This is a genomic window from Serratia sp. BNK-4 (assembly GCF_048685115.1).
Classification (GTDB): domain Bacteria; phylum Pseudomonadota; class Gammaproteobacteria; order Enterobacterales; family Enterobacteriaceae; genus Serratia; species Serratia bockelmannii.
This window is the reverse complement of sequence record NZ_JBLQTM010000001.1, coordinates 60,501-73,180: the sequence shown is the minus strand read 5'-3', so window position 1 is coordinate 73,180 and position 12,680 is coordinate 60,501. Positions and strand designations below refer to the sequence as shown.

Annotated in this window: 15 protein-coding genes; 6 read left to right on the top strand and 9 right to left on the bottom strand. The window is 59.2% G+C overall.

Annotated elements, in window-relative coordinates:
- Positions 1 to 47 precede the first annotated feature (47 nt).
- On the bottom strand, positions 48 to 1,025 hold the full coding sequence (epmA, locus tag ACMGGW_RS00310) for an elongation factor P--(R)-beta-lysine ligase (protein ID WP_025305012.1): 978 nt from the start codon (positions 1,023 to 1,025) through the stop codon (positions 48 to 50).
- A 385-nt stretch (positions 1,026 to 1,410) separates the two neighbouring features.
- Here epmA and frdA point away from each other — a divergent pair, with 385 nt between their 5' ends.
- The 5 genes from frdA (at position 1,411) to blc (ending at position 5,331) form a co-directional block, all read left to right on the top strand.
- Entirely contained in the window at positions 1,411 to 3,207 is a 1,797-nt protein-coding gene (gene frdA / locus ACMGGW_RS00305; protein ID WP_049209616.1) for a fumarate reductase (quinol) flavoprotein subunit, read from the top strand.
- Positions 3,200 to 3,934: a succinate dehydrogenase/fumarate reductase iron-sulfur subunit gene (locus ACMGGW_RS00300; protein WP_004929676.1), complete on the top strand. Its 735-nt coding sequence runs from the start codon at positions 3,200 to 3,202 to the stop codon at positions 3,932 to 3,934. Before frdA ends, ACMGGW_RS00300 begins: the two co-directional genes overlap by 8 nt.
- A gap of 14 nt (positions 3,935 to 3,948) precedes the next feature.
- On the top strand, positions 3,949 to 4,341 hold the full coding sequence (gene frdC / locus ACMGGW_RS00295) for a fumarate reductase subunit FrdC (protein ID WP_025305010.1): 393 nt from the start codon (positions 3,949 to 3,951) through the stop codon (positions 4,339 to 4,341).
- 12 nt (positions 4,342 to 4,353) lie between these two features.
- A complete protein-coding gene (gene frdD, locus ACMGGW_RS00290) occupies positions 4,354 to 4,713 on the top strand; it encodes a fumarate reductase subunit FrdD (RefSeq protein ID WP_084826951.1) in 360 nt (119 codons plus the stop codon).
- Positions 4,714 to 4,797: 84 nt separating this feature from the next.
- Positions 4,798 to 5,331: an outer membrane lipoprotein Blc gene (gene blc, locus ACMGGW_RS00285; protein WP_049295093.1), complete on the top strand. Its 534-nt coding sequence runs from the start codon at positions 4,798 to 4,800 to the stop codon at positions 5,329 to 5,331.
- Here blc and sugE read toward each other — a convergent pair.
- The 4 genes from sugE to efp all read right to left on the bottom strand — a co-directional run bounded on the left by sugE (position 5,325) and on the right by efp (position 6,856).
- Positions 5,325 to 5,642 carry a quaternary ammonium compound efflux SMR transporter SugE gene (gene sugE, locus ACMGGW_RS00280; RefSeq protein WP_004929669.1) on the bottom strand — a complete coding sequence of 106 codons (318 nt, stop codon included), beginning with the start codon at positions 5,640 to 5,642 and terminating at the stop codon, positions 5,325 to 5,327. The genes blc and sugE overlap by 7 nt on opposite strands.
- Before the next feature lie 192 nt (positions 5,643 to 5,834).
- Positions 5,835 to 5,966 carry an entericidin A/B family lipoprotein gene (locus tag ACMGGW_RS00275; protein WP_004929668.1) on the bottom strand — a complete coding sequence of 44 codons (132 nt, stop codon included), beginning with the start codon at positions 5,964 to 5,966 and terminating at the stop codon, positions 5,835 to 5,837.
- A 121-nt stretch (positions 5,967 to 6,087) separates the two neighbouring features.
- Positions 6,088 to 6,219, bottom strand: a complete 132-nt coding sequence (locus ACMGGW_RS00270) for an entericidin A/B family lipoprotein (RefSeq protein WP_004929667.1) — start codon at positions 6,217 to 6,219, stop codon at positions 6,088 to 6,090.
- Between the two features lie 70 nt (positions 6,220 to 6,289).
- Positions 6,290 to 6,856 (bottom strand): elongation factor P, encoded by a 567-nt coding sequence (gene efp / locus ACMGGW_RS00265; protein WP_004929666.1) that lies wholly within the window; start codon positions 6,854 to 6,856, stop codon positions 6,290 to 6,292.
- Between the two features lie 42 nt (positions 6,857 to 6,898).
- Here efp and epmB point away from each other — a divergent pair, with 42 nt between their 5' ends.
- Positions 6,899 to 7,927, top strand: coding sequence for an EF-P beta-lysylation protein EpmB (gene epmB / locus ACMGGW_RS00260; RefSeq protein ID WP_197819431.1), 1,029 nt, complete (start codon positions 6,899 to 6,901; stop codon positions 7,925 to 7,927).
- An 82-nt stretch (positions 7,928 to 8,009) separates the two neighbouring features.
- Here the strand turns inward: epmB and ACMGGW_RS00255 are convergent, their stop codons facing one another.
- The 4 genes from ACMGGW_RS00255 to ACMGGW_RS00240 form a co-directional block, all read right to left on the bottom strand.
- Positions 8,010 to 8,354 (bottom strand): DUF4156 domain-containing protein, encoded by a 345-nt coding sequence (locus ACMGGW_RS00255; RefSeq protein WP_025305007.1) that lies wholly within the window; start codon positions 8,352 to 8,354, stop codon positions 8,010 to 8,012.
- Between the two features lie 303 nt (positions 8,355 to 8,657).
- Positions 8,658 to 10,283, bottom strand: coding sequence for a methyl-accepting chemotaxis protein (locus ACMGGW_RS00250; RefSeq protein WP_197832097.1), 1,626 nt, complete (start codon positions 10,281 to 10,283; stop codon positions 8,658 to 8,660).
- A gap of 225 nt (positions 10,284 to 10,508) precedes the next feature.
- Complete coding sequence (gene groL / locus ACMGGW_RS00245; protein ID WP_025305005.1) at positions 10,509 to 12,155, bottom strand: chaperonin GroEL; 1,647 nt, start codon at positions 12,153 to 12,155, stop codon at positions 10,509 to 10,511.
- Between the two features lie 44 nt (positions 12,156 to 12,199).
- On the bottom strand, positions 12,200 to 12,493 hold the full coding sequence (locus ACMGGW_RS00240; protein ID WP_004929661.1) for a co-chaperone GroES: 294 nt from the start codon (positions 12,491 to 12,493) through the stop codon (positions 12,200 to 12,202).
- Positions 12,494 to 12,680 lie beyond the last annotated feature (187 nt).

Here is a 12,680-nt window from a genome sequence, read left to right as displayed (position 1 = left end):
AGGGCCGGCAAATGCCGGCCTTTTTTGCTTTTCTTACCGCCTGAAACTCAGGCGATCCCGACTGGGAAGGCTAATACTTCGCTCAGGCTCTCGGCGCCCAGCGCCAGCATCACCAGGCGATCCACGCCCAGCGCCACGCCGGAGCATTCCGGCATGCCGTGCTGCAACGCCGCCAACAGGTTGTAGTCGATCGGCTGCTGCGGCAGGCCGCGCTCCGCACGTTTGCGGTTGTCCTGCTCGAAGCGCTGCTGTTGTTCACGGCCGTCGGTCAGCTCGCGGAAACCGTTCGCCAGCTCAATGCCCTTGAAATACACCTCGAAACGCTCCGCCACGCGGTGGTCTTCGGTGCTGATCTCCGCCAGCGCCGCCTGGCTGGCCGGGAAGTGGTACACGAACGCCGGTTTTTCACGGCCGATATGCGGCTCCACGCCCACGGTGAACAGCAGCTGCAACAACGTATCACGGTCTTCTTCGGTATCGGCGATGTTGCTCAGATCGAGTTTGGCTGCCGCTTCACGCAGCTGCGCCTTCTCCGCCGACAGCGGATCGATGTCCAGATGGCGCAGGAACGCCTGCTGATAGGACAGGGTCTCCGCGCTCTCGCAGTCCAGCACCTGTTGCAGCAGATCGTCCACCTCGTTCATCAGGCGGTACATGTCGTAGTGCGGACGGTACCACTCCAGCATGGTGAATTCCGGGTTGTGATGCCGCCCGGCTTCTTCATTGCGGAAGCTGCGCCCCATTTGGTAGATCGGGCCGCTGCCCGCCGCCAACAGGCGCTTCATGTGATATTCCGGGCTGGTCATCATGTATAGCGTCAGGCCCTCTGCCGCCCCCGGCCCGACGAAACGCGTCTCGAACGGGAACAGGTGAACGTCGGTGACCGTCGCCTGGCTCATGGTGGGCGTCTCAACTTCCAGCACGCCACGATCGGCGAAGAAACGCCGGATCTCAGCCAGAATCGCTGCGCGTTTCAACAAATTGGCGATGGGTGCACTAGGCTGCCAGCTTGCCGTTTCGCTCATGGTAATTAACTCCGAAATCAAACAGGGGATGCAGTCTACTCGCATCCTTGCAGCCAAACAAATTCTTCACGATGCACAACCGTCCATAACGCCAATTTCCGATAAATGGGCGGCAAAAGCGCGTTAAAAAGGGTAAAGCAGGCCAAACGCGCAAAAAAACAGGCAAGCCTGTTGGTCGAGCGTTAATCGACAAAACAATCGATCACATCAAATTTCGACTACTTAACTTTAGGTATAGTTAATTCCCCATTATTGGTGGGAGATATCTATCCTTAACCTTTAAGCAACATTAATCGGTTCAATTAGTTAGCACCCGAAGAGTTCGCTAAATTTTAAGCATAGATATTTAACTTGCCGTTCTTAACAAGAACATTGGAGGAATGCAGTGCAAACCTTTAACGCCGATCTTGCCATTATTGGGGCCGGGGGCGCTGGTTTACGTGCAGCAATAGCCGCAGCGGAAGCCAATCCCCAACTGAAAATCGCGCTGATCTCTAAGGTCTATCCGATGCGCAGCCACACGGTCGCCGCCGAGGGGGGCTCCGCCGCCGTCACCCAGGATCACGATACCTTCGACTACCACTTCAACGACACCGTCGCCGGCGGCGACTGGTTGTGCGAGCAGGACGTGGTCGATCACTTCGTGCATCAGTGCCCGCGCGAGATGACCCAGCTCGAGCAGTGGGGCTGCCCGTGGAGCCGCAAACCGGACGGGTCGGTCAACGTGCGGCGCTTCGGCGGCATGAAGATCGAACGCACCTGGTTCGCCGCCGACAAGACCGGCTTCCACATGCTGCACACCCTGTTCCAGACCTCGCTGAAATACCCGCAGATCCAACGCTTCGACGAGCACTTCGTGCTGGATATCCTGGTGGATGACGGCCAGGCGCGTGGTCTGGTGGCGCTCAACATGATGGAAGGCACCCGCGTGCAGATCCGCGCCAACGCGGTGGTGATGGCCACCGGCGGCGCCGGGCGCGTCTACCGCTACAACACCAACGGCGGCATCGTTACCGGCGACGGTATGGGCATGGCGTTCCACCACGGCGTGCCGCTGCGCGACATGGAGTTCGTGCAGTATCACCCGACCGGCCTGCCCGGTTCCGGCATCCTGATGACCGAGGGCTGCCGCGGCGAAGGCGGCATTCTGGTGAACAAAGACGGCTACCGTTACCTGCAAGACTACGGCATGGGCCCGGAAACCCCGCTGGGCGAGCCGAAGAACAAATACATGGAGCTGGGCCCGCGCGATAAAGTGTCCCAGGCCTTCTGGCATGAATGGCGCGCCGGCCGCACCATCGCCACCCCGCGCGGCGACGTGGTCTACCTCGATCTGCGCCACCTGGGCGAGAAAAAGCTGCTGGAGCGGCTGCCGTTCATCTGCGAACTGGCCAAGGCCTACGTCGGCGTCGATCCGGTGAAAGATCCGATCCCGGTGCGCCCTACCGCGCACTACACCATGGGCGGCATTGAAACCGACCAGAACTGTGAAACCCGCATCAAGGGGCTGTTCGCGGTCGGCGAGTGCTCCTCCGTCGGCCTGCACGGCGCCAACCGCCTCGGCTCCAACTCGCTGGCGGAACTGGTGGTGTTCGGCCGCGTCGCCGGTGAACACGCCGCGCGCCGCGCGCTCGAGACCGCGCCGGCCAACGGCAGCGCGCTGGATGCGCAAACCCGCGACGTCGAAACCCGCCTGAGCAACCTGATGAAGCAGGAAGGCAACGAAAACTGGGCGAAGATCCGCGACGAAATGGGGCTGTCGATGGAAGAAGGCTGCGGCATCTACCGCACGCCGGAGCTGATGCAAAAAACCATCGATAAGCTGGCCGAGCTGAAAGAGCGTTTCAAGCGCGTCAACATCACCGACAACACCAGCGTCTTCAATACCGATCTGCTGTACACCATCGAGCTGGGCTATGGCCTGGACGTCGCCGAATGCATGGCGCACTCCGCGTTTAACCGCAAAGAGTCGCGCGGCGCCCACCAGCGCCTGGACGAAGGCTGCACCGAGCGTGACGACGTCAACTTCCTCAAGCATACGCTGGCGTTCCATAACCCGCAGGGCGCGCCGCGTCTCGAATACAGCGACGTGAAAATTACCAAGCTGCCGCCGGCCAAACGCGTCTACGGCGCAGAAGCCGAAGCGCAGGAGAAAAAGAATAAGGAGCAGGCAAATGGCTGAGATGCAAACCCTGAAGATCGACGTCATGCGCTATAACCCGGAAAGCGACGCCGAGCCGCATTTCGTCACTTACGCCGTGCCTTACGACGAACAGACCTCGTTGCTCGATGCGCTGGGCTACATCAAGGATAACCTGGCGCCGGACCTCTCCTACCGCTGGTCTTGCCGCATGGCGATCTGCGGCTCCTGCGGCATGATGGTCAACCGCGTGCCGAAGTTGGCGTGCAAAACCTTCCTGCGCGACTACGTCGGCGGCATGAAGGTTGAAGCGCTGGGCAACTTCCCGATCGAGCGCGATCTGGTGGTCGACATGACCCACTTCATCGAAAGCCTGGAGGCGATCAAACCGTACATCATCGGCAACGATCGCAAACCGGAGGATGGCCCAAACGTGCAGACTCCGGCGCAGATGGCCAAATACCACCAGTTCTCCGGCTGCATCAACTGCGGCCTGTGCTACGCGGCATGCCCGCAGTTCGGCCTCAACCCCGAGTTTATCGGCCCGGCGGCGATCACGCTGGCGCACCGCTATAACCTGGACAACCGCGACCACGGCAAGAAACAGCGCATGCCGCAGCTCAACGGCCAAAACGGCGTCTGGAGCTGCACCTTCGTCGGCTATTGCTCCGAAGTCTGTCCGAAACACGTCGATCCCGCCGCCGCCATCCAGCAGGGCAAGGTGGAGAGCGCCAAAGACTTCATGATCGCCATGTTGAAGCCGCAATAAGGGAGAAAATTGCCATGACAACTCAACGTAAGCCCTATGTGCGCACCATGACGCCCACCTGGTGGCAAAAGCTCGGCTTCTACCGTTTCTACATGCTGCGCGAAGGCACCTCGGTGCTGGCGGTCTGGTTCAGCATCGTGCTGCTCTACGGCGTGTTCGCGCTGAAGGGCGGCGCCGAGAGCTGGGCCGGCTTCGTCGGTTTCTTGCAGAATCCGCTGGTGCTGTTAATCAACGTCGTCGCATTGCTGGCGGCGGCGCTGCACACCAAAACCTGGTTCGATCTGGCGCCGAAGGCCGCCAATATCGTGGTCAACAGCGAGAAAATGGGACCGGGCCCCATCGTGAAAGGGCTGTGGGCCGTCACGATCGTCGTCAGCGTGGTCATCCTGGCCGTGGCCCTGTTCTAATCCGGAGGAAACATGATAAATCAAGCACCTAAACGCTCCGATGAGCCGGTTTTCTGGGGATTGTTCGGCGCTGGCGGCATGTGGGGCGCGATCGTCGCGCCGGCTATCGTGCTGCTGGTCGGCATTCTGCTGCCGCTGGGGCTGTTCCCCGGTGAAACGCTGGGTTACGAGCGCGTGCTGGCGTTCTGCCAGAGCCTGATCGGCCGCCTGTTCCTGCTGCTGATGATCATTCTGCCGCTGTGGTGCGGCCTGCACCGCATCCACCATGCGATGCACGATCTGAAGATCCACGTGCCGGCCGGCAAGTGGGTGTTCTACGGTCTGGCGGCAATCCTCAGCGTCGTCACCGTCATCGGCGTCGTCACTCTGTAAACCGCTCGGGTGGCCAACGCCCGTTGGCCGCCCTTTTCTCATCGGCTACACTGTTTACTCGCCCCCGGTAAACAGGAGTCACCGATGCGTTTATGGTCAAAGCTTAGCGTCATGCTTTCCGCCCTGCTCTCCGTCGCCTGCAGCGTCTCCCCGCCTAAAGACATCAAGGTCGTGACCCCCTTTGACAGCCAGCGCTATCTCGGTACCTGGTATGAGATCGCTCGTCTGGATCATCGTTTTGAACGCGGTTTGCAGCAGGTGACCGCCCATTACAGCCCGCGCGCCGACGGCGGGCTGAAAGTCATCAATCGCGGCTTCAATGCGCAAAAACAGCAATGGCAAGAAAGCGAAGGCAAAGCCTACTTTATCGGTTCACCGCAGGTCGCGGCGCTGAAAGTGTCGTTCTTCGGCCCCTTCTACGGCGGCTATAACGTGATTGCCCTGGACCCGCAGTATCGCTACGCGCTGGTTTGCGGCCCTAACCGCGACTATCTGTGGATCCTGTCGCGCACGCCGACGCTTGACGCCAGCGTACGCGACAGCTTATTGCAGACGGCCAAAGGCTACGGTTTCGCCACCGACAAGCTGATCTGGGTGCAACAGTCCGCCGATCAGTGACTGCTGAACTTCAGCCCGAGTATGCCGACCACGATCAGGCACAGGCTGATGATGCGCGCAATATTGGTCGACTCACCCAACAGCACCATGCCCATGATGGCTGCACCCACCGCGCCGATGCCGGTCCACACCGCATAGGCGGTGCCGGCGGGCAGCGTTTTCATGGCGTTGGCCAACAGCAACATGCTGACCACCATCGCAGCGATGGTGATGATGCTCGGCGTCAGCCGGGTAAAACCGTGGGTGTATTTCAGACCGATAGCCCAAACCACTTCGAGCAAACCGGCGATAAGCAGAATAATCCAGGCCATGAGACGGCCTCCCTACCACTGGGGTCGTCCCCGATAAAATGACGCGTAAACGGGTCGTCCCGTTTAGCGAGGTGACGCATGACGGGTAACCTCACCCGCACTGCGGCAGGATAGCAGCAGCGTTAACGCTCAGGCAAGGGATAGAAATGTGGCGGCTCTCCGCAGCCGGAACGCCGCCGGGTAGAGAACGGATTATTCCGCGCTGCGCTGAATAGCCTTGCCGCCGGCCTGAATGTCTTCACCCACACCGCGGGTGGTATTGCAGGCGGTCAGCGAGCTCAAAATCATCAAAGAGAAGATCGCGATAATACTTTTCTTCAGCATAAGAAAGTCCTTATTTGTCGTTGATGAAAAAGTACGGCTTTCTAAGCGTAGTCAAAATTGACGGAGGGTGTGGGATCGTGACCGGCTTTGTGGCGCAAATACATCGGGTTAAAGACGGGGATCAGCTGGCCGTGCGGGAGATGGCGCCGCCGAGATGCTGAACGTCTTCGCCGAAACCGCGAAACGTATTGCAACTGCTGAGGGAGAAAAGGAACAACAGGGAGAGCACGGCCAACAACGTTTTCTTGAACATGCGGATTTTCTGCCAACGAACGGGGATGGGATAAAACAGAGGAACCGCGTGGGTTCCTCTGTTTTGAAACTTATTTAACGCGAGAGACGTATTCGCCAGAGCGAGTGTCAACCTTGATCACTTCGCCGATCTGGACGAACAACGGCACTTTCACCACGGCGCCGGTGCTCAGGGTAGCCGGCTTGCCGCCAGTCCCTGCGGTATCGCCTTTCAGGCCAGGATCGGTATCGGTGATTTCCGCTTCGATGAAGTTCGGCGGCTGAACGGCGATTGGACGGCCATCCCACAGGGTGATGATGCACTCTGCGTTATCCTGCAGCCATTTGGCCGCGTCGCCGACGGTTTTGCCGTCAACCTGATGCTGTTCGAAAGACTCAGGGTGCATGAAGTGGTAGAACTCACCGTCGCTGTACAGGTAGTTCATGTTGGTGTCCATCACGTCTGCGCCTTCGCAAGAATCGGTAGACTTGAAGGTTTTTTCCACGCGGGTGCCGGTCAGCAGACGACGCATTTTCACGCGCGCGAACGCCTGGCCTTTGCCCGGCTTAACGAACTCACTGGCTTCGACGGCGTAAGGTTCGCCCTCGAACATGATTTTAAGACCCGGACGGAAATCGTTGCTAGAATAAGTCGCCATGATGGCCCTCTGAATATTTGAACTGGTAGCTTAGCCAAAAAAATGGCACACATTATAACCCAAAGTACGGCACATAGAGAAGATTGGTTGCATCAACTCGCCGATGTTATTACCGATCCCGATGAATTACTGCAGCTTTTGTCACTGAATACGCACCCGGAACTGCCGCAGGGGCGCGATGCCCGTCGGCTGTTTGCCCTGCGCGTGCCGCGCGCCTTCGCTGCGCGCATGCGCCCCGGCGATGCCAACGACCCGCTGCTGCGCCAGGTGCTGACCGCCAGAGAGGAGTTCATCAACGCCCCAGGGTTCACCACCGATCCGCTGGATGAACAGCGCAGCGTGGTGCCGGGCCTGCTGCACAAATACCGCAATCGCGCGCTGCTGCTGGTCAAAGGCGGCTGTGCGGTCAACTGCCGTTACTGTTTCCGCCGTCACTTCCCCTATCAGGATAATCAGGGCAACAAGAACAACTGGCGGCAGGCGCTGGATTATATCCGCCAACACCCGGAACTGGACGAGATCATTTTTTCCGGCGGCGATCCGCTGATGGCCAAAGACAGCGAGCTGGAGTGGCTGGTCGGCGAGCTGGAGGCCATTTCGCACCTGAAACGCCTGCGCATTCACACCCGTCTGCCGGTGGTGATCCCGGCGCGCATTACGCCAGCGCTGTGCCGCCTGCTGTCGGCCTCGCACCTGCAGGTGCTGATGGTCACGCACATCAACCACGCCAACGAAATTGACCGCGACCTGCAAAGCGCCATGGCGCAGCTGCGCCTCGCCGGCGTCACGCTGCTCAACCAGAGCGTGCTGCTGCGCGACGTCAACGACCATGCCGACACGCTGGCGGCGCTCAGCAACGCGCTGTTCGACGCCGGTATCCTGCCTTACTACATCCACGTGCTGGACAAGGTGCAGGGCGCGGCGCACTTCATGGTCAGCGACGATGAAGCGCGCGTCATCATGCAGGCGCTGCTGAGCAAGGTGTCCGGTTATCTGGTGCCGCGCCTGACGCGTGAAGTGGGCGGCGAACCGAGCAAAACGCCGATCGACCTGCGCCTGATGCCGGAGTGACGTGCGCCAAATGCCGTAACGAAAAAGAGGAATGCCGTGGCATTCCTCTTTTTTATCTCTTTGCGACTGCGGTCTCAGCGCCTTACGGGCACTTGTAAACCTGGCCGACCATTTTGCTGTCCAGCGGTGCGAAGCTGGAGAGCAGATTCTGGCTCGGGCTGTTGGCGCCGTAGATCACGTTGCCGCCCATGGCCGCCGCCTTGTTGCGCAGATCGTTGGCCGCACCGCGCATGGAGCTGCCTTCACCGCCGTTGCCGGACAGCCAGTTGCTCTGGGTGCCGGTCACTTCCCCCAGCAGCTGGCATTCCGCCGCCGGCTTGCTGTCGGTGAACTTGATCTGCTGACCCGCAGCGGTCAGTTCATGAGTGGTGCTGCAACCCGCCAGCAGCATCGCTGCCGAAAGACCCAGTAAGGCTTTAATCCGCATCTTGTTCCCCATTCGATGTTGAGAATTACGCAAAATCTTCTACCCGTCGCCTTTCAAGCTGTAGCGTTGTTGACTGCGCTCGCTCACCCCAGTTACTTACTCAAGTAAGCGCCTGGGGACTCACGAGCTGGCCGCCTAGCTACAACTTGAAATTCATAGGGTATATCAGAAAGCGATGCCATCTCTTAAGCATCCGTTGCCGCGCGAGCGGGCCAACGTCTTGAGCGACAGCTGATGACTTACCAGTTTACCAGCTAAATCGCCCCGGGCGGCAAAAATATCATCAAATACAGTGCGGCGGCGTTATACCCAACCGGCAACGGCCGCCGATGCCTGCGCCTCCACGTCGCCCTGGCGCGGTTCCCCCTCCGCCAGTTTGAATACCGCCACCGCCTGCGCCAGCAGGGCCGCCTGTTCCTCCACGCCGACGGCGGTGGTCGCCACCTCCTCCACCAGCGCGGCGTTCTGCTGGGTCACCTGATCCATCTGGGTCACCGCCACCCCGACCTGCTCGATGCCTTTGCTTTGCTCTTCCGACGCATAGGAGATGTTATCCATCAGCGACGTCACCTGGTTCACCGAGCCGACGATGGCATTCATCGTCTCGCCCGCCTGTTCCACCAGCCGCACGCCGGCGGCGATATCGCCGGTTACGCCGTCGACCAGACCGCTGATCTCCTTGGCCGAAGTCGCGCAGCGCTGCGCCAGATTGCGCACTTCGCCGGCTACCACCGCAAAACCCCGCCCCTGCTCCCCGGCACGTGCGGCCTCGACGGCGGCGTTCAGCGCCAGAATGTTGGTCTGGAAGGCGATGCCGTCGATCACGCTGGTAATATCCCCCACCTGACGCGCGCTGTCGTTGATCGCCCGCATCTTGTCGATCGCGCTGGCCATCAGCGTTTCGCCGTTGCGGGCAATGCCGGCGGTCTGATTGACCATGCCGGCGGCCTGAGTGGCGTTATCGGCGTTTTGCCGCACCGTGGCGGTAATCTGCTCCATGCTGGCGGCGGTTTCCGTCAGCGCGCTGGCTTGTTCTTCGGTGCGGCTGGAGAGATCGGCGTTGCCGACGGCGATCTCGTGCGTACCGTGGTTGATCGACTCCACACCGTCACGCACCTGCTGCACGGTCGCACTCAGCTCCTGCTGCATCGTCCGTAGGCTGGCGAACAGCATGCCGATCTCATTGTTGTTGCGTACCGCGATCTCGCTGCGTAGATCGCCGCGCCCAACCTTTTGCAAGTGTTCGGCGATCTGGCGCAGCGGCAGAATCAAGCGCCGGCGGAAATCACGCTGCACGGCGACCAGCAGCAACAGGATCGCTGCCAGGGTGCCGCTCAGCAGGCGGGCGAAGACTTTTTGGGTCTGCTCCGCCTCTTCCACTGCCAGACGGTGGGCGGCCACCGTGGCCCGCATGTAGTCGGCAAACTGGTTATCCAGCCGCTGGCGCACCTGGCGCTTCTCTGCCGCCATGGCGTGCAGCCGCTCGATCAGCGCCGTCTGTGGCGTGTCGGCCAACAGCGTCAGTTCTTGCTTCAGCACCGCCTGCTGCGCCAGGTAAACCTTTTTCATCGCCTCGCCCAGATCCGGGCGCGATACCGTCAGGCCCGGCGTCTCCCAAAACAGGTTGAACGCGACGTCGGCGCTGCGCAGCTCACCTCGCGCCTCATCGATACCCTGCTGAATATCGGCTCTGCTGGTCTGCGCCCAGCGCTCGAACGCCATGTTGTCGATCAGCGTCTGCGTTTGCAGCAAAGCACGCCAACTGCGGTTCAGCGCCGCTTCCTCGTCGGAGAAGGTGCTCATCCTGTCGATACTGTGGCCGTTTTGCTGCATGAAATAGAAGGCAATGGCGCCAGTTCCCATGGGCATCAAGCCCAGCAGCAACAGCATCATCATCAGCCAGGTGGCTATTTTCATATTTTTCAGCATAAGTCGTCTCCGTTGACAGTCACACCGGCGAGGGGAAATTCCCCGCCTGGTAGGGGCTATATCGGTACGAAACGACAACGGTTTAGGGTAAAAACAAAATAATGCAATTATTCATTCACCAAACTAATAACAAGCTAACAAAACATCCTTTTAATTGATTTTTAAGCTAAAAAAAACCCCGGTCAGTTGACCGGGGTTCTCAGCACACAAGCGTGTGGGGGATGATTACATCATGCCGCCCATGCCGCCCATGCCACCCATGCCGCCTGCTGCGCCCAGATCCGGTGCGTCAGCCTTCGGCAGGTCGGTGACCATGCATTCGGTGGTGATCATCAGGCCAGCCACGGAAGCCGCGTACTGCAGAGCAGAACGGGTCACTTTGGTTGGATCCAGGATACCCATCGCGATCATGTCGCCGTATTCTTCAGAGTAAGCGTTGTAGCCGTAGCTGCCTTCGCCCGCTTTCACCTGGTTGGCGATAACGGAAGCTTCTTCACCGGCGTTGACCACGATCTGACGCAGAGGGGCTTCCATTGCGCGCAGCGCAACTTTGATACCCACGTTCTGGTCTTCGTTGTCGCCTTTCAGCGAGGCGATTTTGCCTGCAACGCGGATCAGCGCGACGCCGCCGCCGGCAACCACGCCTTCTTCCACTGCGGCGCGGGTTGCGTGCAGGGCGTCTTCAACGCGGGCTTTCTTCTCTTTCATTTCAACTTCAGTGGCTGCGCCAACCTTGATAACGGCAACGCCGCCGGCCAGTTTCGCTACGCGCTCCTGCAGTTTTTCACGATCGTAGTCAGAGGTCGCTTCTTCGATCTGCTGACGAATTTGAGCAACGCGGCCCTGGATGGTCGCTTCGTCGCCCACGCCATCGATGATGATGGTGGTGTCTTTGTTGATGACAACGCGTTTCGCCTGACCCAGATCTTCCAGGGTGGCTTTTTCCAGTTCCAGACCGATCTCTTCAGAGATAACGGTACCGGCAGTCAGGGTAGCGATGTCCTGCAGCATGGCTTTACGACGGTCGCCGAAGCCAGGCGCCTTAACGGCAGCCACTTTCACGATGCCGCGCATGGTGTTGACCACCAGGGTCGCCAGCGCTTCGCCTTCTACGTCTTCAGCGATGATCAGCAGCGGTTTGCCTGCTTTGGCAACGGCTTCCAGCACCGGCAGCATTTCGCGGATGTTGGAGATCTTCTTGTCGGCCAGCAGGATGAACGGGCTTTCCAGCTCAACAGAACCGGTTTCCGGCTTGTTGATGAAGTATGGAGACAGGTAACCGCGGTCGAACTGCATACCTTCAACCACGTCCAGCTCGTCTTGCAGGCCGGTGCCTTCTTCAACGGTGATAACGCCTTCTTTGCCCACTTTCTCCATCGCTTCCGCGATCAGTTTACCCACGGTTTCGTCGGAGTTGGCGGAGATGGTGCCGACCTGAGCGATAGCTTTGGAATCGGAGCAAGGTACGGACAGTTTTTTCAGTTCTTCAACCGCAGCGACAACCGCTTTGTCGATGCCGCGCTTCAGATCCATCGGGTTCATGCCTGCAGCAACCGCTTTCAGGCCTTCGGTGATGATGGATTGAGCCAGTACGGTTGCAGTGGTGGTGCCGTCGCCCGCCGCGTCGTTCGCTTTGGAGGCCACTTCTTTCACCATCTGTGCGCCCATGTTCTCGAACTTGTCTTCCAGTTCGATTTCACGCGCAACGGAAACGCCGTCTTTGGTGATGGTCGGTGCGCCGAAAGATTTATCCAGCACTACGTTGCGGCCTTTCGGGCCCAGGGTCACTTTTACTGCATCAGCGAGAACATTCACGCCGCGGAGCATTTTCACGCGAGCGTCATTGCCGAATTTTACGTCTTTAGCTGCCATTGGTATTTCCCTTCAACTCGTTCAGTTCAGAAGATAAAGCGCAATTACGCTTCAACAATTGCCAGAATGTCGCTTTCGGACATGATCAACACTTCTTCATTGTCGATCTTCTCTGCTTTCACGCCGTAGCCGTCGTTGAAAATCACGATATCGCCAACTTTCACATCCAGCGGTTGGATGTTGCCGTTTTCCAGCACACGCCCTTTACCCACTGCAACCACTTCACCGCGAGTGGATTTACCCGCAGCAGAGCCAGTCAGGACGATGCCGCCAGCAGATTTTGATTCAACTTCTTTGCGCTTGACGATAACGCGGTCATGCAATGGACGAATACTCATTGAACGCTCTCCTGTAAGAAGGTCTCTATCAGATTTAGGGTTGTACACCGGATGGTTGTTATTACCGGCCTCGTGGCATTTGAGATGGGGGCGTTCCAGCCCCCTTCAAGGGGGCGAACAAAAAAAATTTCGCATTTTCGGTTCGGCGAGTGCCGCAGAGATGAAAAACGCGGCCTGAGCCGCGTTT

Bases quoted from the DNA above. Each gene is read 5' to 3' on its own strand.
- sugE (WP_004929669.1), bottom strand. From the start codon at position 5,642: ATGGCCTGGATTATTCTGCTTATCGCCGGTTTGCTCGAAGTGGTTTGG.
- ACMGGW_RS00250 (WP_197832097.1), bottom strand. From the start codon at position 10,283: ATGCTGAAAAATATGAAAATAGCCACCTGGCTGATGATGATGCTGTTG.
- ACMGGW_RS00275 (WP_004929668.1), bottom strand. From the start codon at position 5,966: ATGCTGAAGAAAAGTATTATCGCGATCTTCTCTTTGATGATTTTGAGC.
- epmB (WP_197819431.1), top strand. From the start codon at position 6,899: ATGGCACACATTATAACCCAAAGTACGGCACATAGAGAAGATTGGTTG.
- ACMGGW_RS00300 (WP_004929676.1), top strand. From the start codon at position 3,200: ATGGCTGAGATGCAAACCCTGAAGATCGACGTCATGCGCTATAACCCG.
- frdD (WP_084826951.1), top strand. From the start codon at position 4,354: ATGATAAATCAAGCACCTAAACGCTCCGATGAGCCGGTTTTCTGGGGA.
- efp (WP_004929666.1), bottom strand. From the start codon at position 6,856: ATGGCGACTTATTCTAGCAACGATTTCCGTCCGGGTCTTAAAATCATG.
- groL (WP_025305005.1), bottom strand. From the start codon at position 12,155: ATGGCAGCTAAAGACGTAAAATTCGGCAATGACGCTCGCGTGAAAATG.
- epmA (WP_025305012.1), bottom strand. From the start codon at position 1,025: ATGAGCGAAACGGCAAGCTGGCAGCCTAGTGCACCCATCGCCAATTTG.
- ACMGGW_RS00255 (WP_025305007.1), bottom strand. From the start codon at position 8,354: ATGCGGATTAAAGCCTTACTGGGTCTTTCGGCAGCGATGCTGCTGGCG.
- blc (WP_049295093.1), top strand. From the start codon at position 4,798: ATGCGTTTATGGTCAAAGCTTAGCGTCATGCTTTCCGCCCTGCTCTCC.
- frdC (WP_025305010.1), top strand. From the start codon at position 3,949: ATGACAACTCAACGTAAGCCCTATGTGCGCACCATGACGCCCACCTGG.
- ACMGGW_RS00270 (WP_004929667.1), bottom strand. From the start codon at position 6,219: ATGTTCAAGAAAACGTTGTTGGCCGTGCTCTCCCTGTTGTTCCTTTTC.
- ACMGGW_RS00240 (WP_004929661.1), bottom strand. From the start codon at position 12,493: ATGAGTATTCGTCCATTGCATGACCGCGTTATCGTCAAGCGCAAAGAA.